Origin of the sequence: Alcaligenes sp. DN25 (assembly GCF_023674485.1) — a bacterium.
In the GTDB taxonomy this organism is placed as follows: domain Bacteria; phylum Pseudomonadota; class Gammaproteobacteria; order Burkholderiales; family Burkholderiaceae_B; genus Alcaligenes; species Alcaligenes phenolicus.
Genome location: NZ_CP098408.1, coordinates 3,322,468 through 3,345,787, shown reverse-complemented (window position 1 = coordinate 3,345,787; position 23,320 = coordinate 3,322,468). Strand labels below are relative to the sequence as shown.

Below are 23,320 nucleotides of genomic sequence, written 5' to 3'. Positions count from 1 at the left end.
CTGCCCCTATGCGGTAAAGCCCAGGCTTTCACAAGACATCAAACGATTTTCCGCCGCCTCTTCGGTTGCCAGAATCTCAAATAAATCATCGTCAGTCTTGGCTTGTTCGGGAGCTTTGGACTGCACGATAAAAACAGATTGCACTGATTGATGGTCGCAACGACGGTAAAACTGGGGGCCTTTGTAGTAGTCGTACTGCATTGAGCTGAGCGTGTGAACAAGTGCGTCAGGTTCAATCGACTGAGCCTGGATTGCGGCTTTCAAGGGAGACAGGACGCTGGCATAACCCAAGGCCGCGTAATCAGATGGATTGGCACCATCCGAAATTGCACGAAATCCAGCGTTAAATTTGGCCGCGCTAGGCACCGAGTCTTCAATTCCCCAGTAGTAGCCGATGCAGCCTAAAACGTCTTCATAGACCTTATGTCCGTCCACTTGCCTGGCGGTATGCACCATAAGGGGAACAGCCAGTTTCATTTTGCGTTTCAGGCCAAACTCCCGGGCTTGCTTTAAAGCGACTTGTTGGTCTCTACCGAAATTATTGATGACCAGCAGGTCCGGTTTGAGCGCCAGAATGCGCGGGAACAATGTGGAGTAATCATTGACGCCTAAAGGGTGACGAATATCGTCGATGATTTCTGCCCCTTGCTGTTCTGCTGCGAGCCTGAAACCTGCGGCCATTTCTTGCCCATAGATATATTCGGCAGTCAGCATGACGATACGCTTGGCACCTTGTGGCACCACGTAGCGAGCCAGTGCGCCTGCAGTGGCCGTTGGTGTTAGCCCTTCATGAAACAGGTACTTGCTCCATTCAGTCGCCTGGTTTATCGAATCGGAATTGGCTATAGGGGTGTACGGTACACCTTTGGCCTTGATGACACTGTTGACCGAGAAGGCAGCTGGGCCAAAAGGACCTGCAATGAAATTAACCTTTTCCGTTTCGATCAGTTCCAGTGCGCGTGTTGCACCCTCGCCGGCATTCAGCCTGCAATCGCGTACCAGCAGTTCAGCCATGCGCCCCCCCAGGCCGCCAGCTTCATTGAATTGCTGGATAGCTAATTGGGCACCCAGCACTTCCAGGCGAGCGTCGGCGCCATAAGGGCCTGTAAGTGGAGCGATGAAACCGACCTTTATAGGTGAGTTGGCTTGTGCCCGTGCCCAGCTAGGCACGGATAAAGCCGTGAGTGAGGCCGCCGAAAACTGGAGTAATCGACGACGCTTTGGGGAGCAGAGAGCGTTCTTATCCATGAGAGGGATCCTTGAGAGCATGGGCCAGGCAACTGGAGGACTACTGAGTATTGGGTTGGTAAGGGGCAAACCGCTGTACCGCGTTTTCGGTGTACTCGACCTTAGGCTGTGTTCCGGCAATGACGTAAAGCAGCAGGGACTCTGCCTCGGGGTCGCCCTCGGTGATATTTTCAAATCCGCGGGCAATGCCGGCTGGCATGGAAATCACGTCGTAGGGGCCCAGATCTACATGCTCTTGCTCAGAGCCCTCGTTAAAGAAAAATCGCCAACGGCCTGTTAAAGGCATAAAAGTCTCGTTGGTGTCATGCACATGGGCAAAGGCACCGCAACCTGGCTTGGCACTGGCAAAGCCCAGATTAAATCCCTCATTGATTGCAATGGCTGCAGCCGCAGAGGCGGCGGAGCCGACAGGAGAAAGCCCACCCTCTTCAGGTGGAGCAAAGCCTATGACGTTCATCAGGGTTCGGACCCCCAATGGGTGATTCATATCGGGCAGTCCTGTGCTGGCACCACGCAGATCTGCGAATCTAGCGACACGGGTCAGCATCTCCTGGCGAGAGGCAACTCTGCAGGGGATGATGCGGTTGGAATTAGTGGGGTTTTGATTGTGCTCAATCATTGTCTCTTTCCTTAAAGTTTATCAAACGATAAAAAAGATTATCGTGCGATAATTTAAGTTCCGCAATTTAATTTAAATGAGGGGTTTCCCTAGTATGGCTGAGCACTTACCGCCTTCAGATACACCCAGAAAAGAGGCTGATATGCCACGGAAGCATTTGTCTGGGGTAGACCGACGAGATCAAATGGTGGAGCAGGCCATCGAGCTTTTTGCTCAAAAGGGATTTGCCTTGACGACCAGAGAGTTGGCTCGTGAGCTGCACATCACGCAACCACTGTTGTATCGATACTTTCCTAGCAAGCAGGAGCTGATTGAGCAAGTGTATGAGCGGGTGTTCTTAAGTCGCTGGAATCCGCTTTGGGAGGTCTGGCTGGCTGATCGAAGTCGTCCATTCCGGGATCGTTTGGTGCAGTACTTTGTGGACTACACCCAGGCAATATTAACTAGCGAATGGGTACGGATTTTTCTGTATGCGGGCTTGCAGGATCCGTCTTTGAACCAACGTTATCTGCAAATGCTTCATGAACGGATTTTCAGAATTCTGAGCCAGGAGTTGCATTACGACTTGGGGCGGGAGCAGGCCTTGACATCAGATCAGGCGATGCTGGAGAACGAGGCTTGGTGGGGGCTACACAGTAGTTTCTTTTATATGGGGGTACGCAAATGGGTGTATCAGCTTGAGGTGCCTGATGAACTGGATGCCGTGATTGCGTACCGTGTGGATGCTTTTTTGGACGGACTAAGGTAAAGATTTATGCGGCTAAGCCCAGTCTGTTTCAATAACCACCCTCAATAAGAGGGTGCCTGCTCCCATGCCTTGATTCGCTGGACTATAAATTGGTGCAGCTCGCGCAATAGCGGTGTGATCTGCTGGCGGCCAGCAGCCAGCAGGTAAAGGGGCGAGGCTTCAAAGCCCCAGTCTTGGCAAAGTGGAAGCAAGTGCCCTTTGGCAAGATCGTTCGCTACGTCGAAGTAGGCTTTATAGGCAATGCCTTTGCCCAATAAAGCCCAGCGCCTGACAACATCCCCATCGTTAGACACATTTACGGCTCTTACAGCTACAGTCATTGTCGGCTCACCGCCTCGTTCAAAACGCCAACGATCGTGTACGTCCTCACCTAGCATAAAACACAGGCAGTCATGGTTTTTGAGCTCATCAGGGGTCTTGGGGGTACCGTGACGACTTAGGTAAGAGGGGGCTGCACACAGCACGCGCCGATGCTGGGGGGCGATAGGCAGAGCCACCAAATTGGAGTCTGCCGGATGACCATAGCGAAAGGCTGCATCAATGGGTTCGCTGTATACATTAGCCAGCCGATCGGACAGATGCAGGCGTATGTCCACGCCCGGATTGGCATCCTGAAATTCATTTAACCAAGGCAACAGCACATTGCGCCCCAGATCGGACGGGGCGGCCAGCTTCAATTGGCCCCGGGAGCCTGGGCGGCCACTGGACAATTGCAGGCTGGCTTGCTGCAAGGCGGACAGGGCGGGACGACATTGAGCCAGAAACACTTCGCCTTCAGAGGTCAGCCGCAAATGGCGCGTGGAGCGCAGAAAAAGCTGTACACCCACTTCTGATTCGAGGCGTTTGATTGCCGCACTGGCGGCTGCCGGTGTTATGCCCAAACCTCGTGCCGTGGCGGACAGACTGGCGTTGTCAGCGGTGCGAACAAAAATTTCCAGATCTTGCAGTGCTTTCATAACGTGCCTCGCTGGGCTGGGTTTTTATGCTGAAAAGCTAATTAATGGAATTAATTATGACGCTATTTTCAACGTATTTTTGAATATCGTTTCAAGCAAAAGCCTGTTTTTCTAAAGGTCCTGAAAAGGCACACTGTGATCCACATTTTCATTTTCTTGATGAGGCATACAAATCATGGGTCTAGCAACATCTACTTTGTTTTCGGCATTGAAAGTGGGCAGCTTGCAGTTGCCTAACCGTATCGTGATGGCTCCCATGACACGTAGCCGTACTGATCAGCCAGGAGATATTCCGAATGCGCTGATGGCCCAGTATTACGCTCAGCGTGCCAGTGCAGGCTTGTTAATTAGCGAAGCGACGCAGATTTCGCGACAAGGGCAAGGCTACAGCTTTACTCCCGGCATCTACACCCAGCAGCAGGTGCAGGGCTGGCGCTTGGTAACAGATGCTGTGCACCAAGCAGGTGGCCGGATTGTCTTGCAACTGTGGCATGTGGGTCGGATGTCTCATGCCAGCTTTCATGCAGATGGTCAGACTGTGGCCCCTTCCGCCTTGTCTCCCCAGGCTCAGGTTTGGGTAGTGGGGGAGGACGGGGTGGGGCGGATGCTGGATTGCCCCGTACCGCGCGCCCTGAGCGAGCAAGAGATTGCAGCTGTGATTAAGGACTACCGCCAGGCGGCCGCCAAGGCCATGCAAGCGGGATTTGATGGCGTGGAAATCCATGGTGCCAATGGCTACCTGATTGATCAGTTCCTGCGCACCACATCCAATCACCGTGAAGATGCTTATGGGGGCAGTGTGGAGAACCGTATTCGTTTTGCCACAGAGGTGGTCGAAGCAGTAGCGGCAGAGATAGGAGCAGAGCGCACGGGTATCCGTCTGGCCCCCTTTATTACGCAGCGAGCCATGAACTGCCCCGAAATCATTCCAACGATCTTGCAGTTGGCCAAGGGATTGGACGGCAAGGGTCTGGCCTACATTCACTTGTCAGAGGCTGATTGGGATGATGCCCCTGAGATTCCTGATGATTTTCGCCATGCCTTGCGTGCCCACTTTTCGGGTCGAATTATGGTTGCGGGCAAATATGACGCACACAGAGCCGAGAAGATTGTAAAGAGTGGCCTGGCTGATCTGGTGGCGTTTGGTCGCCCCTTTATCGCCAATCCGGATTTGCCTGCACGCTTGCGTGATCAGCTTCCCTTGGCAAGCTTCGATCCACAAACCTTGTTTGGGGGTGGCGCACACGGGTATACCGATTATCCGAGCATGGCCTAAGACAGGTCATTGATTTTTATAAGGAAAAAAGATGAAAGCGATTGCGTATAAAGCGCCCCAAGCGATAGAGCTGCCTGAGTCCCTGATGGATATTGAGTTGCCCGACCCGGTGGCCACAGGCCGCGACTTGCTGGTCCAGGTAAAAGCGGTGTCCGTCAACCCGGTCGATACCAAGGTGCGACAGCGTGGTGGGCCGGATGCCGGGCAGCAGTACAAGGTGTTGGGCTGGGATGCCAGTGGCATTGTGAAGGCGGTTGGCCCTGAGGTCCGCTTGTTCAAACCGGGTGATCGCGTCTGGTATGCCGGTTCGATTGCGCGTCCGGGCACGAACAGCCAACTGCATCTGGTCGATGAGCGCATCGTGGCGCATGCACCCAAATCGCTGGATTTTGCCGCAGCAGCCGCTTTGCCCCTGACCACCATCACTGCCTGGGAAATGCTGTTTGACCGTCTGGGGATCGCACCTGGCAAGGCTCCCAGCGGCAAGAGCCTGCTGATTGTAGGGGCGTCCGGTGGAGTGGGCTCCATCATGACGCAACTGGCATCCCGCCTGACTTCCTTGACCGTGATTGGCACCGCTTCCCGCCCCGAAACCCAGGCCTGGGTGCGTGAACTGGGTGCCCACCATGTGATTGATCACAGCAAGCCCTTGACTGACGAGCTGGAGCGTATCGGCTACCCGCAAGTGGACTATGTCGTCAGTCTGACGCATACCGATCAGCACTTTGAGCAGATTGTTCAGGCCATCGCCCCGCAAGGAAAGTTTGGCCTGATTGATGATCCCGCCAGTCTGGATGTCAGCCAGCTCAAGCGCAAATCTGTGTCCTTGCATTGGGAGTTCATGTTTACCCGCTCCTTGTTTGGCACGGACGACATGCTGGCCCAGCATCGCTTGTTGAGCGAAGTCGCTGACCTGATTGATGCCGGTCTGATCCGCACAACCTTGACCGAGCGTTTTGGCAGTATCAATGCCAGCAATCTGAAAAAAGCCCATGCCTTGCTGGAGTCGGGTAAAGCACGTGGCAAGCTGGTGCTGGAGGGGTGGGACGCGTAAACCGCTTATTGTGTTTTGAGCCACCAACCCGCGTTGCCATATGGCCACAGCGGGTTTTTGGTGGTTTGAATTAAACGGTTTCCAGGCTTTATTTGCATTAATGTGCTTGCTCGGAGGTTGTCCCTGGGGCGTTTACTACATGGGACGTCTTGTGTATTGCCCACGCCTGGAGCCCAAGCTCATGTCCGCGATTTTGAAAACCCTGTTCAGTGCTGGTGTCTTGCTAGCGGCTTCGGCCAGCGCCCACGCCTACCAGACTGAAATTATCTACAACAAGAAAGGGGAAGCGGCCTTTGAACTGCGGGTCTTTGGCCCTCAGGATGGCCCTTATGGCAATATTGGGCCGTCGGCCTTTGATGTGGACGAAAACGGCCGCCGCAAGATTCGTGCGGCGCTGGAGCGCTGGGCTGAAATCCTGATTCTGCCGCCGAATTACCGTCCCGGCGTTGTCCATCTGGGCACCTTCGCGGCGCCCGGTGCCTCTGCCAGCAGCGATCCCTGGTTGATGGCGGGTGATCCGGTGGCGGTTTCCATGCTGCAGGCCGCTCTGTTCAATGCCTTGTCGCCAGAGGACTACGACAGCCCCCATGGGATTATCAATATCGGGCTGATGCCCTTTGATACGGCCCCGGTCAATCCCAGCCAATTACCCTTGACGGGTCAGGCGGACTATAACGGGGTCATTTTTCACGAGTTGGCGCATGCCCTGGGTTTGGGGAATGTGGTTGCCGACAGGAATGGGCCTGGCACAGGTACACCGCAGTTTGCTCCTTTCCTGAATCGGTGGGCGGCGGGTTTGCGGGATGACAATGGCAATCCGGCCCGCCCTGAGCAGAACATTCTGTGTACGCCTTGCAGTCATCCCTATGATGCGCAGGCCTTCGATCTGCGCAAGGATCAGGGCTACTTTACCGGCCAGCATGTGCAGGAGGTGTTGGGTGATGCCATGCCCGGCGTCCCGGTCAGCATTCTGACTTTTCATGACAATCCTGCTGCCGGTATAGACACGGATTACATGAGTCACAGCGAGTTGCGCAACAGCTTGATGAGCCATCAACGTTACCGCAATTACACCAACTTCATAGAAGCTGAAATCGCGGTGATGCAGGATCTGGGCTTGCAGATCGACCGGCGTAATTTCTATGGTTATTCGGTTTACGGGGATGACGTCACTCTGGTCAATCAGAATGGTTTCTTTGCCCGTAATGCCGAGGGTACGGCGTATCTGCCGGGGCAGTACAACACCGCGACTCAGGGCCTGGGCCTGCACATTTATGGCCAGCGCAATACGATTACCCAAGCGGCGGATTTGCTTGGCGCCGGCCCTGGCGGTATAGGCGTGCGGGTGGACGGTAGTGAAAACACACTGATTATTCCGGCCTCTACACGTATCCATGCCCAGGGCTGGGTTGGGCGTGGTCTGCAGTTCAGCTATGGCCGTAATCACACGATCGTGCAGCAGGGCGAAGTGCGTGCGCAGGGTGAGGACGGGGTGGCGGCATTGTTTGATTTTGGCAATAACGCCAGGGGCAATCAGGATGGTTATCATGGTTCATGGCAATGGTTCTCGCCGTTGGAGAACAAGCCGCTTGGCTATGTGCCCCAGATTTTGCAGGGCGCACTCATCAAGGACTACCATTTAGCCGGTCTCTTGTCGGGCAAGAAAGCCGCTATCCAGATTTCCAGCAATGCACAGGTTGAGAATATCAACGTCATGCAAGGTGCCCGGATTCAGGGCGATATCCTGTCTGACTATTCCACTCGTCAAAGCAACGGCGAGCTGTTTGTCACCCATGTGAATTTTGGGCAGAAAGCAGATGAGCAAGGGCGTGCCACGCTAGAGGCCGATCCTGATTTCCGCCTGCGTTATGACGGCAATATTCAGGGCGCGGACAACTTGGCCGTGGTGATTGCAGGGGGCGAAAGCTCGCTCAATGGCCAGCATCAACTGCATGGTCTGCGTGTGGATGCAGGCGCTACGCTGAGCGGCAATAGCAGCTACGCCATCAATCCGGAAGGTAATTTCAGTAACCACGGCACCTTGAGCCCGGGTAACTCCTTTGGTCAGATGACGATTCAAGGCGATTTCGTTCAGGCTCCTGAAGGCCGGGTATTGATCGAAGCCGACACGCGTCAGAATGACCGGATTGAAGTGCAAGGTCTGGCTCAACTGGCTGGTGAATTGAAGCTGCAATTGCAGCCTGACTGGTATGCCGATGGCTGGTCCTTGAGCCAGAACACGGTCTTTCAGGCCACACAGACCCAGGGTGGTTTTGATCTGCTGACTGCCAGCCTGAATTCGCCCAGCCTGAGCGTGCACGTGAATAACGGTGGCTGGTCGGTCAGCCGTCAGGCAGCAGCTTACTCGCCCTATGCAGTTAATCCGAATGCGGCTGCCGTAGGCCGCAGTCTGGAGCAGGCCTCCACTGACAATCAGCGTCCCTTGGCCTCTGTCTACCAGGCTTTGGACTTCTCCGCAGCGGATGGCAGCGAGATTGGTGACGCACTCAATCAGTTAAGTGCTGGTGCTTATGGGGCTCAATTGGCGGCCAGCTTGCGTCGCGAGCAGTTGGTGTCCGAGCAACTGCGTCAGCGCCCTGGCCTGGGCAAGGATGGCTGGCAGACTTTCATCCAGCCTTTTGGTGGCCGTTATCACTGGCAGTTAAGCAGCAATGATGTAGACCACCGCAGCCAGACTTATGGTGTCGTGTTCGGTGCGGAACATCGCGCTGCAGGCAGCGATTGGAGTTGGGGTGCCCATGCGACTGCCAATGAGCAAAGCTTGAATATAGATGCCCCTTATCAGGCCAAGAGCACGCTGACGGGGTTGGGTGCCGGTGTGCATGCCTTGTACCGTGCGGATGCTCGTGAGGGCTGGAAAGGCTTGGCGCAAGTCCGTATGGGCCTGGAGCAGGGTAAATTGAACCGACGCATTGCGTTTTCTGATTATCAGGCCAATCCCAAATCTGACTGGACGGGCCATACCTTCGCTGCAGGCGTGCAGACGGCCTATCACTGGCCCTTGGGTGAAGCAGGCAGCATAGGTCCAGTGCTGGCCCTGGATTACCTGCGTTACAGTCGCCCCGGTTTAGGTGAAGAGGGTGATGCAGGTAGCCGCTTGCAGCTGGATTCGACCCGCGCCCAGTCCTTGCAAGCGTCGCTGGGCTTGGCTGTTAGCCAGGCTTGGGAATTGAAACAGGGCCGTCGTTTGAAGGCTGAGGTTTCGGCTTCGTGGGAGCAGGCTTTGCTGGGCCGCAAGCAGACGCAGTACGCACAGTTTGAGGCCTCGCCACAGACGGGCTTTGATGGTCGCTATGCACGGGTAGACAATCATGCGTTGGCCTTGCGCGCAGGATTGACGCTGCAAAGCTCCGAGCGCTTGCGTCTGGGGGTATCGGCGGGGACCCGTTTGCTGGGCAATAGCCGGGCAGATATTTCGGGGAATGTGTCGCTGAACTGGACGTTCTAGGCGGGGTTAGCCGGGGTTTTAAAGGGCTATTTGTTAGCCATGATAATTTGATAGGGAACTGCCGGATTGATTCTGGCAGCTCCGTAAATTGGATCACGCTAGCCCCGTTGAAGGCCTTCAGGCGGCCTGGCGGCTGTTCTCGAACCAGTCCCACAGTGCCTGACGCTCCGGCTCCAGTTCCACCGCCAGGCCACCTGTAAACTCACGCCATGCAGGCAGGTAGGTGTGGGCCACAACAGTCAGCACCGGGTAGCCCTGGTCGATCAAGGCCAGGATCTCGTTGTTGAAGCCTTGGCCGTCCGCTTCCATGATTCCAAAGCGATTCACAATCACCAGATCAGCCGAGCTTTCCAGCGCCTGCCGCAGTACTGCGCTGGCTTCCAGCAAGGCACCAATGTCCAGGCAACAGGCGGTGGATTCCGACCCCAGGTTCTGGGTAATGGGATACAGCGTACCCTTGTCCAGATCCTGTACCGTGCGCAGGCTATGGCCTTCCTTCTGAATTTCCGGACCTTGCACCAGACCACAGACGCGATAGTTCTTCGCGCGCAATTCCTGCACGAATTCCAGTAGCAAGGCGTCGGCACTGCCTTTGCCTGCGTGCACGATGGCCGCAAGGGCAAGAGGCGGGGAATTGGTGTCCATCGGGGTGTGGCTCCGGGCAGTAGAAAGAGAAGGCAAGGCTCTTTGTACACGCATTTGGCCTGGGCTGGAAAGCGGAAAAACCTCTGTGCTGCTGGCCGGTGTTTGGCCTTGGTGGGTAGCAGGCTTGTTGTTTAAGGTTCAAGTCTCGAAGCCTTTCTGCTTGAACAGCGGATGGAACTGTTGCGAAAGCCGCTTGCTGCTTTGCTATACGGGCTTGTCTGGCTATGGCGTGGTTCTGTTCCATGAGACAATTCATGCACTTTTAGTGACTGATGGGATATTCGATTGGACAAGACTTTTGTTAAGGGCCTGGTGCTCCTGGAAGCCCTGGCCAAGCACGAACGCGGTTCGGGTGTCACCGAACTGGCCAATCAATTGATGCTCAATAAAAGCAATGTGCATCGCCTGTTGCAGGCCCTGGTTCACCAGGGCTTTGCACGCAAGAATGAAGATACGGGTCGCTACGAGCTGACCATGAAGCTCTGGGAGCTGGGCTCGGGCCTGGCCAACCGTCTGGATGTGCGGGTGGAAGCCTTGTCTTTCATGAAAGAGCTGGCCGAGCAAACCCAGGAGACGGTGCATTTGTCGTTGCTGGACGGGGTCGAGGTGCTGTATATCGAAAAGATAGACAGCCCGCAGCCCGTGCGCGCCTACACCACGGTGGGTGGTCGCTCGCCTGCGCAATGTGTGGCTACCGGCAAGGCCATGCTGGCATGGGCCAGTGAAGACACCTTGAATCTGGTCAAGAACCGCCTCAAGCCTTATACGCCTCGCAGTCTGGTCAAGTTTGGTGATTTGCGCCGAGAGTTGGAGCAGGTGCGTGAACAGGGCTATGCCATTAACCGTGGCGAATGGCGTGAGCAGGTCGTGGGGGCGGCTGCGCCTATTTACGATAGTCGTGGAATGGTGGTGGCGGCTTTGGGTATTTCCGGGCCTGCGGAACGTCTGGAGGAAGCCCGGCTGGTTCAGGCCGGTAAAACCTTGATGACGGCAGCGGCACAGATCTCGCGCCGTTTGGGCTATAGCGGCCGTTAAGCTGCTACAGCCCCAGTCAGCTTGCCCTGGCTGCAAGAAGCCGCCCGGATGCCAATTGCCCCCAAAATCTGGATGCGTCTCCAGTTTTTGGGGGCAGTTCCATTCAGGAAAGAAAGTTTAAGATTTTGCGGCTTGCCGGAAGGCCGCAATTCTTTGTTTGAGGCCGGGTGCGGAAGCAGAGCGTACCAAGGCTGCCATATCCCGATCAGCTTGTTGTGGGCAGCCCGTTAACTGATGCAGATAGGTACGACTGGTGGCGTCCAGCAAGCCCGCAGTCTGTTGAGCCTGCTCGATGACAGCAGGCCATGTATCGGGTTCTTGTATGCCGTTAATAAAACCCAGTTGCTCCGCTTTGGCAGCATCAAAAATCTGGCTTCCTGCCAGAAGTTGATGAGCCTGCTGGCCGCCGATCAGGGCAGCCAGTCTGCCCGTTCCCAACGCCAGACCAAACTGCAGTCCAGGCATGCGAAAGCGGGCGTCGGCACTGGCGATGCGCTGACGGCACACGGCAATCAAGTCCACGCCTGCGCCAAAGTTCTGCCCATGCGCCAGGGCCAGGGTGGCGCAGGGCGTATAGGCCAGCATCTGCAAGAGGGTTTCAATGCGGATAAAGCGCAGTACCAGGTCCCCCTCGCTTTCTTGCTCGTAGTCGCTGAAGTCAAAACCGGCACTGAAATTGCGGCCTTCACCGCGCAATATCAGCAGATCCGCCTGGGCCTTTTCCGCGGCCTGCACGGCCGCGATCAAGGCTTCGACCAGATCGGCCGACAAGGCATTGCGCTTGTCAGGCCGGTTCAGCGTCAGTGTCCAGACTTTGCCCGCGCAGTCCACGATCAAGCCGGGACTGCTGCTGCAATACGGCTCTGTCATGGGGTAACTCCGTGCAAGATGCTGTCGTTATGTTCGCCCAATGCCGGGGGGGCCATGCGGACGGGCAAGCCCACTCCATTGATACGCAGGGGCGAGACAAAGGTGCGCGTCTCGGTGTCTGTGCCCGGCAGGCGAATGTTTTGCACCCACTCCATGTGCTCGACCTGCGGGTCTCGCAGCACGTCGGAATAGCGGTTGATGGGACTGCAGGGTACGCCTTGGGCACGGAATTGCGTCAGCCAATGTTCGGAGTCGTGCTGCGCAAAAATGGCTTCCAGCAGTTCACGCAAGGCGTCTTGATGTTTGGCGCGCAGGGTGGTGCTGGTGAAACGCTCGTCCTCGGTCAGGTCCGGGCGTTCTACAACCTGACAGACGGAGCGCCACAGCGCATCGTTGCCCGCTGCCATGGCGAAGTAACCGCCTTTGCACTGGAACGCCTGGTAGGGGGCATTGCGTGGGTGGGCGGAACCCAGCTTGTCCGGGTCGCGACCACTGCCGAAATACTCTGAGGTTTGCAGTGCGGCGATGGCCAGGGTGGTCCCCAGCATGGGCACGTCGATATGTGCGCCCTGACCGGTGGCGCGGGCTTGAGGCAAGGCGGCACTGATGGCAAACGCCGCATACAAACCGGCCGCAAAGTCCGCCAGTGGAACTCCGCATTTAACGGGGGCTCCACCTGCTTCGCCCGTCACGCTCATCACGCCGCTCATGGCCTGAATCGTCAGGTCAAAACCGCCTTCCTGCGAGCGGGGGCCGCTTTGTCCGTAGGCAGAAATTGAGCAGTACAGCAGTCTGGGATTCAGGGCCTTAAGGCTTTCATAATCCAGCCCCAAGCGCTGCATGACGCCGGGCCGATTGTTTTCCAGCAAGACGTCTGCATCTAGTACCAGTTGGCGTGCCTTGGCTACATCTTCGGGGTTCTTCAGATCCAGCGTTACCGAGCGCTTGTTGCGGTTCAGCGAAGCAAAGTTCTCGCTATATCCTTGGTTGATGGGCGGCCAGCTTCGCAAGGTGTCACCCCCTTTGGGGTGTTCGATCTTGATGACGTCAGCCCCCATATCGGCCAACAACATACCGCAGTACGGGCCAGCGGCCACATTGCAAAATTCCAGTATCCGAACCCCGTTCAGGGGCAATGTCGTATCCATGAATCAGCTCCAGAGCATGATAGGTAGATGGGGGCCGACAGGGCCTTATGCGTTCACATCAACCACGATGCGGCCGCGTACCTTGCCTTCCAGTAACTGGCCGGCTTGATCAATGGCTTGGGAAAGTGTGATGGTGCTGGCGCCGATGCGCTCCAGGGCTTCGATAGACAAATGCTTGGCCAGCAAGTCCCAGGCCGCCAGGCGCTCGGGTTTGGGGCAATGGACGCTGTCCACCCCAATCAATTGCACACCACGCAGAATGAAGGGGGCCACGGAAGCGGGGAAATCCATGCCCTGGGCCAGACCGCAAGCGGCGACTGCACCCAGGTATTGCGTGCCTGCGCAGACATTGGCCAGGGTATGGCTGCCTACGCTGTCGATGGCTCCGGCCCAGCGCTCCTTGCCCAGTGGCTTGCCCGGTTCGCTCAAGGTGTTGCGGTCCACAATCTCGCTGGCGCCCAGCGCCTTCAGATAGCTTTCTTCCTGAGGTCGGCCTGTGCTGGCCATGACGGTGTAGCCCAGGGCATGCAGCAGGGCCACGCTGACACTGCCTACGCCACCCGCGGCACCTGTCACCAGAATCGGGCCCTTGTCCGGCGTGACGCCTTGGCGCTGCAAGGCACGCACGCACAGGGCAGCGGTATAGCCGGCGGTGCCTATCATCATGGCTTGCTGGGTAGAGAAGGCCTCAGGCAGGGGAATCAGCCAATCGCCTTTCACGCGTGCCTGTTGTGCCAGGCCACCCCAATGTACTTCGCCCAAGCCCCAGCCATTGAGCACCACTTTCTGGCCGGACTTGAAATTCGGGTCGCTGCTGTCGGTCACCGTGCCAGCAAAGTCGATGCCGGGCACCATGGGGAACTGGCGCACTACGGGGGATTTACCCGTCATGGCCAGGCCGTCTTTGAAATTCAGGGTGGAGTAGTCGATGCGGACGGTAACCTGGCCTTCGGGCAGGGCGGACTCGTCCAGGGATTGCAGGCTGGCTTTGTATTGGCCGTCGGTTTTGTCGATGACGATGGCAGAGAACATGAGTGAATTCCTTCGATCAGTTAAGGGTTTGTGTTCTGATATTTGGAACAGCGTTCTTCAAATTGACATGGAAAAGCAGTGTTTTCATTTTATCCAGAAGCTCGTTGCGGTCAAGCCCAATGCGACCAGATGATCGAACTGGGGAAATCCCGAAGGGGTTTAATAGTTGACACCTGAAATCAAATATCCCACTATTTGAACCGTTGTCCTAAGTTACTTGTGTTGTTGCTGTCTGTTGTATTCAAGCCGTTCTCACGGCATTTTTAATATCAAAAACAAGAACAGCGTTCTATATATTGGAACACAAAGAGAGAAAAACTCTCACACAGGAGGCAAGGATCATGTTCAGTTCTTTTTTTTCGCGCACAGGGCTTCTACGCACAGTGCTGGTCTCGGGACTGGCGGCAGTCAGCAGCTTTTCTGCCCCGGCGGCCATCGCGGCCGATACCTATCCCAGCCGTGAAGTGACCTTTGTGGTTCCCTATCCCCCAGGCGGTAACAGCGACAATCTGGCGCGTCTGTTTGCCGACCGTCTGCGCGTCAAGCTTGGCGTTCCCATCGTGATTGAAAACCGGCCCGGCGGCACCACCTCACTGGGCACGTCTATCGTGGGTCGCGCCAAACCCGATGGCTACACCTTGTTGCTGGCCACCAGCACCGCCTTTACCGTGCTGCCCTATATACGCGACGTGCCTTATGACCCGATCAAGGGCTTTGATTTTGTAGGCAGTCTGGCCGGTTACCTGCCCATCATGACTGTGCGCAATGATTTGCCGGTCTCCAACCTGAAAGAGTTTGTCGAGCTGGCCCGCAAGGAGCCCGGCACCTTGACCTATGGTTCGGCAGGTATTGCGTCTGGCGGTCACCTGGCTGGAGAAATTCTGGAAAACGCCGAGAAACTGGACTTGCTGCATGTGCCGTTCAAAGGCTCGGCAGACACCATGACGGCCTTGATGGGCAATCACATCGATTTCTTTATTGATGGAGTCGGGCTGGAGCTGGTGAAGAGCGGCAAGGCCAAAGCCCTGGTGACCTATGCCAGCGTGCGTCATCCCGAATTGCCGGATGTGCCCACACCGAAAGAAGCCGGTTTTGATCTGGCCCTGCCTTTTGAAGGGTTCTGGGGGCTGGCGGTGCCGGCTGGCACCCCTGACGATGTCATGAAGAAGCTGGCCAAGGCTACCGAAGAAATTCTGGCCGAGCCGCAGACTCAAGAGCGTTTCCACCGCATTAGTGTCAGTGCCAGCTGGAAAGACGGCGATGCGTATGCCAAGGATCTGGAGCAGAGTCGGGCTTATTACAGCGAGCTGCTCAAGACCATCAAGATGAGCGATGACTAAACGCTCACAGAACCACCAACAGGAGACAAACGTGATGGAAACCGTCACTTGCGCCAGCACGCTGGACGCTTTGCTGGACCCGGCATCCATAGCTTTGGTCGGCGCCTCGGAAGATCAGTCCAAGTTTGGCGGGCGACTGTTCCGTATGCTGCTCAAGCACGGTTATGGCGGCAAGGTCCTGCCTATCAATCCCAGCCGCAGCAGTTTGTTTGGTTTGCCCGCTGTGCCCGGTCTGGCTGCACTGGATAGCGCTCCGGATCTGGCTGTGTTTACGGTGGGGGCCGATACCGTTCTGGAACAGGCGCAGATTGCGGCCCAAATGGGGGTACGCGGTTTGCTGGTGATCTCCGCAGGCTTTGCTGATGCAGGCGAGCGCGGGCTGGAGCGCGAGCAGGCCTTGCTGCGTATCTGTCGTGACTCGGGCATGCGACTGATCGGCCCCAATTGCCTGGGTATGATCAGCCCCAGCCGCAGTCTGGTGCTGTGCTCTTCGCCGGTGCTGGACAGAGACAGCCTGCCGGAACGGCCTATTGGTTTTGTCAGCCAAAGCGGTGCCTTGATGACTACCTATTTTGATCGGGCCTGGGCGATGGGCGGTGGCTTTACCTACGGTTTTTCGGTGGGTAATCAGGCTGACCTGGATCTGTGCGACTTTGTGGATTTCCTGATTGATGATCCCAAGACGCAAGTGATCTGTACTTATATAGAGGGCATTAAAGATACTCAGGCTTTGCGTCGCACAGCTCGTCGGGCGCAGGCCGCGGGCAAGCCCTGGCTGGCCGTCAAGGCAGGGCGCTCCAGTGCGGGCAAGGCGGCCGCCTTTTCGCATACCGCCAGCGTAGCGGGCGACCATGATGTGTTTGCCAGTGTCTGTCGCGATGAAGGCATCAGCCTGATGGACGATATGGGGGCCATGCTCTTGCTGGCAAACAGCATGGTGCGCTTTACCTGCAACAAGATCTCCAAAGTCGCGATTGTGACGCCTTCGGGTGGCGGTGGGGCCTTGGCTGCAGATGCTTTGGCAGAGCATGGCGTGGAACTGTCCAGTTTTTCCGCTACTACCAAGCAGGCTCTGGCTGCCCACTACCCGGCAGGGCAGGCGGATAACCCGGTTGATCTGGGAGCGCGTCTGACGCAGGACTCCACCGAAGTGGCCCGCGCTACTTTGGATGCCTTGATGCAGGATCAGCAAAGTGACGCGGTATTGATCACGGCTTCCATGTGTCCGCAGGAGTGGATGGCGGCCCTGATTGAAAAAATCATCCATCCCGAACCGCACTGGGCCAAGCCCGTCATGGTGGCGTTTGATGCGGGCGTAACGTCCGAGCCTTTGCGGCAGAAGCTGGCCCAGCATGGCCATGCGTATGCCAGCTCCAGCCTGGAAGCAGCGCTGGCCTTGTCCGCCTGGAAACGTCACGGTCAGTTTGTGCCGCGCCAGCAAGCCTTGCGTCCCAGTGCCTGCCAAGCGCCCACGGTCATGCCGCGCGGTGTTTTGAATGAAGATCAGTCCAAACGTCTGCTGGCGCATTACGGCCTGCCCGTGAATCTGGGCCAGGTGTGCGAGGACGTGGAACAGGCCGTGGTGCAGGCCGAGCAGATTGGCTATCCGGTGGTGATGAAGATTGTGTCTCCCGACATCGTCCATAAAACCGAGGCGGGTGGGGTGGCGCTGGATGTGGCCGACGACGCCAGCTTGCGACGCGATTTTGCTCGGCTCTACGCCAATGCCAAAGCCTATAAAGCAGATGCCCGTCTGGAAGGCGTTTTGGTACAGGCCATGGCCAAGGGGGATGTGGAGCTGCTGATCGGCGCCCGTCAGGATGCGCAGTTTGGCCCGGTCGTGGTGTTTGGTGCAGGCGGCATTCTGGTGGAAATGCTGTCGGACCGGGTGATTGCCGCGGCCCCTTTAACCCTGGCTGATGCAGATCGACTTTTATCTACCTTGATGATCGACAAGCTGCTGAAGGGGTACCGGGGACGCATGCTGGATCGTGACGGTGTGCTCGATGCGATTGTGCGTGTCAGCTTCCTGGCCCACGACTTGCGCGACACCAACTTTGAATTGGATATCAACCCCTTGATCGTGGCGGCTACCCGCTGTCACGCCGTCGATGCCCGCCTGTCCATAGGCGAATAAAACCAAAACCTATTCTTTGAAAAATACCCAGGAGGAGTAAACCATGTCGGATTATCAGTGCATTCTTGTAGAAAACCATGATGACGGTGTTTCAATCTTCACGATCAACCGTCCCGATCGCCGCAATGCCTTGAGCGCTACCGTGGTCAAGGAATTGCAGCAAGCGTTTCTGGCCTTTGACGAAGACCCCACACGCCGCGTAGCTGTGCTGACCGGGGCAGGCAATGATGCTTTTTCTGCCGGGGCGGATATTAATGAGTGGCCCGAGTTGTGGCGCGCCATTCCCACGGTAGGCTTTGAAACCGACAAGCCCATTATTGCGGCCGTTAGTGGTTGGTGTGTGGGTGGAGCCCTGGTGATGGCCATGATGACGGATTTGCTGGTAGCGTCCGAGAGCGCCAAGTTCTCCTACCCCGAAGCCAAGCTGGGCTTTACTGGCGGCATCATCTCGGGCCTGGCCTCGCGCATTCCGCATCATGCCGCCATGGAAGTGATCTTGTTGTGCCGTACGCTGGAAGCCCGCCGTGCTTACGATCTGGGTTTTGCCAATGAAGTGGTGCCGGTAGGCGAGCAAGTCCAGGCTGCTGTGCGTATGGCGCAGGACTTGGCCAAGATGTCGCCGCGTGTTTTGCAAACCTTGAAGCGCTTTATCAATAATGAAGTGCTGACGCGCGGCCCGTCCGAGCAAATGGCGCGCACCATGCGGCAACTGAAAGCGATCGAGGATAGTTATGATGCCAAGGAAGGGATGAACGCGTTCAAAGAAAAACGTGCCCCGGTGTATCTGAACAAATAAGAACTGATTCACGAATTGGGCCGCAAGGCCCAGTCAACTATGGAGACATCCCCTTATGCACCCCCGTTTTGAGCGTTTTATTCAAGGGATGAATGAATTGACCGTCCGCCCGGCTGTCGCCGAGGCGGATATCCTGCGTGATGGCCGTGTCCTGCTGGGCGAACTGGTGGCCCAGGACGATTGGCTGGCCCCGGAGTACACCCAGCCCCATCCCCAGTTTTATCAGCAGTACTTGCTGTATTGCTGTCCGCAGGAACGCTTTTCCGTGGTCAGCTTTGTGTGGGGTCCCGGCCAGAAAACCCCTATCCACGACCATACCGTGTGGGGCTTGATTGGTATGTTGCGTGGCGCGGAACGCTCCCGGCCTTTTGACCGTGATCCCGATACCGGCCATATGACAGAACAAGACACACAGACTCTGGAACCAGGCGTGGTGGAAGTGGTGTCACCCACGGTGGGTGATATACACGAGGTCTCCAATATGTATGACGACCAGGTATCCATCAGCATTCACGTTTATGGTGCGGATATCGGCAAGGTACGCCGTCACGTCTTTGACCCGCAGACTGGGCAGGCCAAGGAGTTTGTCTCCGGCTATGCCAACCGTCCGGCTGTCGCGTGAGTCAAGTGGTGTTGTTGGGCAGGTGCCCAATACGGGCGCCAATAATCATTTCCTGAATCCAGCGGTAAAGCAGCACGGAGTAATCACGCTGGGCGACTTTCTCGTCCAGTGCGTGGTTGCTGCCTTCCAGCACTCGATGTGTCAGGGAATGAGCCTGACTGAAGGCTTGGCGATACGTTAGCAAGGTCTGGCGGGGAATCAGCTCATCGTATTCCGCTTCAAACAGCAAAACATCTCCCGTGAATTTGGAGCAGGCCTGCAAGGCGCGGTTCTCTTGCGGAGAATGAGTATGCAGACGGTAGTCCTGCAGCAACTCTCGATTGAGCTGATCCTTTGGAGACAGCCAGTCGTCGTCCGGGTACAAGGCAGGAGCCAGCAAGCTAAGCCAGCGTACCGATCGAAATTCACTTAACAGGCAGGCCAGATAGGCGCCATAACTGTGCCCCACAATGGCGATGGAGCTGGAGTCCACCATAGGGTGGCTGCTCAAGGTGTCGAAGGCCGCGCAGATATCCTGAAAGTTCTGTTCTCGGGTGACGTTCTCGCGCTCGTGCTGATTGGAATTGTGTCCGGCAAGATCAAAGGTCAGACAAATACAGCCCATACCGGCAATGGTGTGGGCGCGTTTCAGGTCAAAGTGCTGGCTGCCGCCCCAACCGTGCACGAACAAAATGCCAGGGACAGGGGATTGGGGGACTAGCAGGCGTGCATCCAGGTGCTGATGGGGCACTTTGATGGTGGTGTTGAAAATTTCCGTACTCATGATGGCAGTGGGCCGCCGAAGCGGGCAAGATACGCCTCGTCTTCTTGGTCGAGGCTGTAAAGATGAGGGGAGTTTTTCACCAGGCTGGCATCGTCCAGATAGCGCTCGCGTGTCCATGCGTGAGTATGTTGGAGCTCAGGGTGGCGTTGCAGGGTGCGGATGGCCAGAATCTCTGCAATGGACGCTCCGCCAAAACGCCAGGAATGTTCCAGTACGGCTGCCTTGTAGTGGCCACGCGCATTTTTACCGACGATGAGGTCATAGTTGCGACGTGAGGCATACAGTTCAGGAAAGGCCTGCCTGATGTTTTTTTCGTAGCTTATGGTCAGCTCAAGCAGATGCTCAATGCGCTTCATGCCCGAGAGCTGCAGCAACTGCTGAAACCCGCCGCGAACCAGTAGCAAGCTGGAGCCGCCATATACGGACTCGTGCTGCAGGTTGGTGGTCTGGTGTTGCTGGCCGATATAGGAAAAAAGATGCTCGCCCACCTGGGTCTGGCCGATGCTGAAGGTCTCGCCATCGAGCAGGTTCTCCTCCAGTACCAGACCCTGTTCCAGTTGACTCTGCCACGGCGGCAGGTTCAAGAGCTCTTCCAGCTCTTGACGGCTGTAGATCACCTTCTGGTCTTTGCCTGCATTAGCACTGGCCAGTTTGGCCCGTATGCCGGTCTGGCCTGCTTCATCCAGAAGGCTCATTATGCGTAGCGCGTCGTTTCTTGAAAAGACGCTGTAGCCTGGCAAGACCGTGTGCCGTAACGCCAGGCCCAGCTCATTGTTCCAGCCTTCCGGGCGGTCCATATCGTCCTGGGGAAGGGGATGGGCGACGGTTTTATGGGCCAGAAAGTCATATGGCACTACACCCCCATACAGTTGGGAGGCCTGTTCGATACCCAGTTGTCGCGCCTGCTCCAGGCTCAAGGTCTGCAGGGGGAGGTAGTAAGTGTTTCCGGAGCTGGGCTTTAGCTGGTCTTCATAGTCAATATGGACTCGAGGCAGATCCAGGAATTGCGCCAGTTCCCTGGCCATGAATTCCAGACTTTGGAGCGCGCCCTTGTTGCAGCCCTTGCTGGGCAGGCTGATTTGCAAGGAGGTCTTGGGCGTAGAGGTAAGTATCTTGCTCATGGGGCCATCCTTTTAAGTAAAGAGAGTGCGGCCAGTGTCAGCGAGTCATGGCGCAACCGTTTTGGCGCCTGAGGGCGTTCGCTGTGCCAGCTCGGAGAAAAAGCGCGTCTCCAGCAGACTGGTTTGCAAAAGTGTCAGCAGGTCAGAGGGGTGTGGCAAGGAAAGCTGGGCCGCGCTGGCTGGCTCCTGAGGACCGATGCGTATGCTCAGCCCGCCTTTCTGGTTCACAAACTCAAAGGCGGCCTCATCGGTCAAGTCGTCGCCAATCATGACGGGCTTGCGGTCGGCGAACGCGGGCAGGCGTTGGGCCCGGGCCAGGGCTTGGCCTTTGTCAAAGCCGCTCATGCGCAGTTCGATGACACAATGTCCGCGGATCAGATCAAAGCCGGGATATTCCGAGCACAGCACGTGCAGTTCCGTGGCCAAGGCCTCGCCAACTTCAGGGCGTTGCCGAAAGTGCACAGCCACACCGTGCGATTTGCGCTCCATCCAAACCAGTGAGTAGGGGTGGATCAGGGCGGCGACAGAGCGGGACAGGCTGTGGTGCTCAGCCGGGTTGATCGGGATGTTCCAGCATTCCTGACCCTCGGCGTCATACATGGCTGCGCCGTGGCTGCTGATCATGGCAAGCGGAAGCTTGGTGCAGGCGATATGCAGGCTGTCATGGTCGCGGCCTGAAACCAGTGCCACCGCGCCGTCGCAGGCAGCGTGCAGATTCAGCAGCAGGCCGGCGGTGGACGGGGGAAGAAATACCTGGTCAGGCCGCGCAGCCAAGGGGACCAGGGTACCGTCCAGATCCAGAAACAAGGCGGTCTGATCCAAATGCAGAGCGTTATTCATATCAGCTTCCTGGGTAACCCGTGATGGGGAGCACGGTGCCGGTGATGTAGCTGGCGGTGATCGGGCTGGCCAGGTAGACATAGGCAGGCGCCAGTTCTTCCGGCTGGGCGGGGCGGCCAAAGACCGTATCGGCACCAAACTCGGGGATTTTTTCGGCCGGGGAGTCAGCGGGGTTCAAGGGGGTCCAGACGGGTCCGGGAGCGACCGCGTTTACACGTATACCTTTGGGCGCCAGGTTGGCCGCCAGGGAGTACGTGAAGGCAATAATGGCGCCCTTGGTGCTGGAGTAGTCCAGCAGATGAGCGGCCCCGCGCAAGGCTGTGACCGAGCTGGTATTGACGATGGCATCGCCCGCGTGAAGGTGCGGCAGGCAGGCCTGGGCCATGTAGATATAGCCATAGATATTGGTGTGGAAGGTTTCATTGAGCCGCTCCGGGGTCAGGTCCAGCAAGGATTGGGCATGTTCCTGAAAGCCGGCATTGTTGACCAGAATATTCAGGTGACCGAAGCGGTCAAGTACCTGCTCAATCGCTTGTCGGCAAAATTCAGGGTCTTTCACATCGCCGCGCAGTGTCAGGCATTGGCGGCCTTCGGCCTCGACGGCCAGACGAGTGCGTCCGGCATCTTCATCCTCGTGCAAATACACAATCGCCACATCGGCACCTTCTCGGGCATAGAGCACGGCAACGGCCCGGCCTATGCCCGAGTCCCCACCGGTAATCACGGCTACTTTTCCTTCCAGCTTGCCGCTGCCCTTGTAGCTGGAGGCTTCGTAGCGGGGGGCCGGGTCCAGATCACTTTCACACCCAGGCTTTTCCAGGTGTTGTTGCGGCAGGGGGGGAGTGGGGTAATCGCTGCCTGGGTGGCTCTTATCGTGCGTGACGGGCTCGTTCTGGCCGACCCCGTTCTTGTCCTTCTGGTCCTGCTGTTCTTGCAGGTGACGTTGCTCTTTCACTGTTTGACGCGTTGTCATGACGGCTCCTGAAATAGACAAGGAATGGGACAGGGCGCGGCGGCCCTGGTGGGTGCGCCGCGTCCAACTGGGGCTTGGTTAAGGCTTAGCGTCGCTGGTCCTGGGTGGCCTTGCCACCTTTGGCGCCGGCCTTGCGGGCCTCCTCGGAGTCGAACTCATGGGCCGTGCCCTTTTCATGGGCTGCCCGGCCACCCTTGGCACCGGCTTCACGGGCTTCTTCAGAAGTGAACTCGTGAGCTGTGCCCTTTTCATGAGCGGCGCGACCGCCCTTGGCACCGGCTTCGCGAGCTTCTTCAGAGTTGAACTCGTGCGCCGTACCGCGTTCATGGGCTACACGGCCGCCTTTAGCGCCAGCCTCACGGGCCTCTTCCGGGGTGAACTCGTGCGCGGTGCCTTTTTCGTGCGAGGCACGCCCACCTTCAGCAGCAATCTCGCGCTGCTTTTTGTCGTCCATGGAGGCAAAGCCACGTTGATCTTTATGATCCTGTTTGTTGGTGTGCTGGGTCATATAACTCTCCTTGAGAAAGAACACCAATCACGTGATTGGTTATGACTGACCCAGCACAAAGCGTGCCTGACTGCCTGGGGGCGGGGCGCGGCACACAAGTTGCTGTATCTGGAGACATGG

General features: G+C 57.0%; 21 protein-coding genes. 9 read left to right on the top strand and 12 right to left on the bottom strand.

What is annotated here, in order from left to right:
- Positions 1–6: 6 nt before the first annotated feature.
- Both NBV64_RS15515 and NBV64_RS15510 read right to left on the bottom strand, forming a co-directional pair.
- Positions 7–1,248, bottom strand: coding sequence for an ABC transporter substrate-binding protein (locus NBV64_RS15515; RefSeq protein WP_031233034.1), 1,242 nt, complete (start codon positions 1,246–1,248; stop codon positions 7–9).
- A gap of 40 nt (positions 1,249–1,288) precedes the next feature.
- Complete coding sequence (locus NBV64_RS15510) at positions 1,289–1,867, bottom strand: cupin domain-containing protein (protein WP_009460742.1); 579 nt, start codon at positions 1,865–1,867, stop codon at positions 1,289–1,291.
- Between the two features lie 142 nt (positions 1,868–2,009).
- Between NBV64_RS15510 and NBV64_RS15505 the strand changes: the two genes are divergently transcribed.
- Complete coding sequence (locus tag NBV64_RS15505) at positions 2,010–2,615, top strand: TetR/AcrR family transcriptional regulator (protein ID WP_022983581.1); 606 nt, start codon at positions 2,010–2,012, stop codon at positions 2,613–2,615.
- A gap of 41 nt (positions 2,616–2,656) precedes the next feature.
- Here NBV64_RS15505 and NBV64_RS15500 read toward each other — a convergent pair whose 3' ends face one another.
- A complete protein-coding gene (locus NBV64_RS15500; protein ID WP_250756091.1) occupies positions 2,657–3,571 on the bottom strand; it encodes a LysR family transcriptional regulator in 915 nt (304 codons plus the stop codon).
- Between the two features lie 175 nt (positions 3,572–3,746).
- On the opposite strand from NBV64_RS15500, the gene NBV64_RS15495 reads away from it, so the two are divergent.
- The 3 genes from NBV64_RS15495 (at position 3,747) to NBV64_RS15485 (ending at position 9,370) form a co-directional block, all read left to right on the top strand.
- A complete protein-coding gene (locus tag NBV64_RS15495) occupies positions 3,747–4,847 on the top strand; it encodes an alkene reductase (protein ID WP_250756090.1) in 1,101 nt (366 codons plus the stop codon).
- Between the two features lie 31 nt (positions 4,848–4,878).
- The gene (locus tag NBV64_RS15490; RefSeq protein ID WP_250756089.1) at positions 4,879–5,901 is read left to right on the top strand and encodes a zinc-binding alcohol dehydrogenase family protein; all 1,023 of its coding nucleotides are present in this window, start codon (positions 4,879–4,881) and stop codon (positions 5,899–5,901) included.
- Between the two features lie 181 nt (positions 5,902–6,082).
- Positions 6,083–9,370: an autotransporter outer membrane beta-barrel domain-containing protein gene (locus tag NBV64_RS15485; protein WP_250756088.1), complete on the top strand. Its 3,288-nt coding sequence runs from the start codon at positions 6,083–6,085 to the stop codon at positions 9,368–9,370.
- A 117-nt stretch (positions 9,371–9,487) separates the two neighbouring features.
- On the opposite strand, the gene NBV64_RS15480 is transcribed toward NBV64_RS15485, so the two are convergent.
- A complete protein-coding gene (locus NBV64_RS15480; protein ID WP_250756087.1) occupies positions 9,488–10,015 on the bottom strand; it encodes a DUF2478 domain-containing protein in 528 nt (175 codons plus the stop codon).
- A 285-nt stretch (positions 10,016–10,300) separates the two neighbouring features.
- Between NBV64_RS15480 and NBV64_RS15475 the strand changes: the two genes are divergently transcribed.
- A complete protein-coding gene (locus NBV64_RS15475; protein ID WP_250756086.1) occupies positions 10,301–11,050 on the top strand; it encodes an IclR family transcriptional regulator in 750 nt (249 codons plus the stop codon).
- A gap of 117 nt (positions 11,051–11,167) precedes the next feature.
- On the opposite strand, the gene NBV64_RS15470 is transcribed toward NBV64_RS15475, so the two are convergent.
- Genes NBV64_RS15470 through acuI form a run of 3 tightly spaced genes read right to left on the bottom strand, consistent with a single transcriptional unit; the run spans position 11,168 to position 14,100 of the window.
- Positions 11,168–11,920: an enoyl-CoA hydratase/isomerase family protein gene (locus NBV64_RS15470; RefSeq protein WP_009460760.1), complete on the bottom strand. Its 753-nt coding sequence runs from the start codon at positions 11,918–11,920 to the stop codon at positions 11,168–11,170.
- Positions 11,917–13,068 carry a CaiB/BaiF CoA transferase family protein gene (locus tag NBV64_RS15465; RefSeq protein ID WP_035273440.1) on the bottom strand — a complete coding sequence of 384 codons (1,152 nt, stop codon included), beginning with the start codon at positions 13,066–13,068 and terminating at the stop codon, positions 11,917–11,919. The genes NBV64_RS15470 and NBV64_RS15465 overlap by 4 nt, the downstream gene beginning before the upstream one ends.
- Before the next feature lie 45 nt (positions 13,069–13,113).
- Positions 13,114–14,100 (bottom strand): acrylyl-CoA reductase (NADPH), encoded by a 987-nt coding sequence (gene acuI, locus NBV64_RS15460; RefSeq protein WP_009460764.1) that lies wholly within the window; start codon positions 14,098–14,100, stop codon positions 13,114–13,116.
- A 341-nt stretch (positions 14,101–14,441) separates the two neighbouring features.
- On the opposite strand from acuI, the gene NBV64_RS15455 reads away from it, so the two are divergent.
- The 4 genes from NBV64_RS15455 to NBV64_RS15440 are packed head-to-tail and all read left to right on the top strand — an operon-like array spanning position 14,442 to position 18,995.
- On the top strand, positions 14,442–15,440 hold the full coding sequence (locus NBV64_RS15455) for a Bug family tripartite tricarboxylate transporter substrate binding protein (protein ID WP_250756085.1): 999 nt from the start codon (positions 14,442–14,444) through the stop codon (positions 15,438–15,440).
- A gap of 34 nt (positions 15,441–15,474) precedes the next feature.
- On the top strand, positions 15,475–17,577 hold the full coding sequence (locus NBV64_RS15450; RefSeq protein ID WP_250756084.1) for an acetate--CoA ligase family protein: 2,103 nt from the start codon (positions 15,475–15,477) through the stop codon (positions 17,575–17,577).
- A 43-nt stretch (positions 17,578–17,620) separates the two neighbouring features.
- Positions 17,621–18,373, top strand: coding sequence for an enoyl-CoA hydratase/isomerase family protein (locus NBV64_RS15445; RefSeq protein ID WP_035273445.1), 753 nt, complete (start codon positions 17,621–17,623; stop codon positions 18,371–18,373).
- Between the two features lie 55 nt (positions 18,374–18,428).
- Positions 18,429–18,995, top strand: coding sequence for a cysteine dioxygenase family protein (locus NBV64_RS15440; RefSeq protein WP_009460773.1), 567 nt, complete (start codon positions 18,429–18,431; stop codon positions 18,993–18,995).
- Position 18,996: 1 nt separating this feature from the next.
- Here the strand turns inward: NBV64_RS15440 and NBV64_RS15435 are convergent, their stop codons facing one another.
- The 5 genes from NBV64_RS15435 to NBV64_RS15415 form a co-directional block, all read right to left on the bottom strand.
- Entirely contained in the window at positions 18,997–19,758 is a 762-nt protein-coding gene (locus tag NBV64_RS15435) for an alpha/beta hydrolase family protein (protein WP_009460775.1), read from the bottom strand.
- Complete coding sequence (locus tag NBV64_RS15430; RefSeq protein ID WP_250756083.1) at positions 19,755–20,879, bottom strand: DUF3182 family protein; 1,125 nt, start codon at positions 20,877–20,879, stop codon at positions 19,755–19,757. Before NBV64_RS15430 ends, NBV64_RS15435 begins: the two co-directional genes overlap by 4 nt.
- Before the next feature lie 45 nt (positions 20,880–20,924).
- On the bottom strand, positions 20,925–21,719 hold the full coding sequence (gene otsB, locus NBV64_RS15425; protein WP_022983322.1) for a trehalose-phosphatase: 795 nt from the start codon (positions 21,717–21,719) through the stop codon (positions 20,925–20,927).
- 1 nt (position 21,720) lies between these two features.
- On the bottom strand, positions 21,721–22,692 hold the full coding sequence (locus NBV64_RS15420; protein WP_022983321.1) for an SDR family oxidoreductase: 972 nt from the start codon (positions 22,690–22,692) through the stop codon (positions 21,721–21,723).
- 85 nt (positions 22,693–22,777) lie between these two features.
- A complete protein-coding gene (locus NBV64_RS15415) occupies positions 22,778–23,200 on the bottom strand; it encodes a KGG domain-containing protein (RefSeq protein ID WP_035273453.1) in 423 nt (140 codons plus the stop codon).
- Positions 23,201–23,320: the final 120 nt, after the last annotated feature.